Source organism: Halomonas sp. 3D7M (assembly GCF_014897885.1).
Classification (GTDB): Bacteria; Pseudomonadota; Gammaproteobacteria; order Pseudomonadales; family Halomonadaceae; genus Vreelandella.
This window is the reverse complement of record NZ_JABUZF010000034.1, coordinates 1-764: the sequence shown is the minus strand read 5'-3', so window position 1 is coordinate 764 and position 764 is coordinate 1. Positions and strand designations below refer to the sequence as shown.

The 764-nt window shown below is 52.7% G+C and carries 1 protein-coding gene; it reads left to right on the top strand.

Annotated features, from left to right (window positions below; all coding sequences use genetic code 11):
• Positions 1-764, top strand: a 764-nt coding sequence (locus INT22_RS00720) for a transposase (protein ID WP_193067496.1), incomplete at both ends; no start/stop codon positions are given.

The window sequence follows — 764 nt, the reverse complement described above, 5'->3', positions numbered from 1 at the left end:
TTTAAGAAACTGGGGATTGCGGAGAATATCTATCAGAAAGGCACCGTCGTCACCGCAGATACCGGCTTTGCCAATGAGGCTAACATGAAGTATCTGCACGAACAGCGGATCAACGGCTACATCCCCGATAATCAGTTCCGCAGCCGAGACCCGAAGTTCGCCGACCAGAAAGACAAATACGGCAAGCGCCACCAGAACCTGCCGGACAAAGGCTGGCGGGAGACGACGCCAGCTAGTGCGTTCCAGTTTGATCCAGTAGAGCTAACGTGTATCTGCCCAACCGGTGAAAAACTGTCCTACCGCGGGCAACGAGAAACTGACAATGGCAAGACCACGTGTATCTGCCCAACCGGTGAAAAACTGTCCTTTCGCGGGCAACGAGCAACGGACACTGGTAAGACTCGGGTACACTTTGAAGGGCGCTTGCTGCAATGTCGACACTGCTCAAAGAAATACCGATGCATGCAAAATCCGAGCTCGGCCGACCATCGCAACGGTGCAGGGCGACAAGTGTCTTTTGTTATCGAGAACAAACGCTTACCCAATTATACTGACTGGATGAAGCACCGAGTCGATAGCCCCAAGGGCAAAGAAATTTACAGCCATCGTATGTCAGTCGTGGAGCCCGTCTTCGGCAACATTGGCACAACGAAAAGACTGAACCGCTTCAGCCTTCGGGGTAAGCAAAAGGTGCAAGGCCAGTGGCAGCTCTACTGCTTGGTACACAATATTGAGAAGTTGGCGAATTACGGCCACTTGGCCGC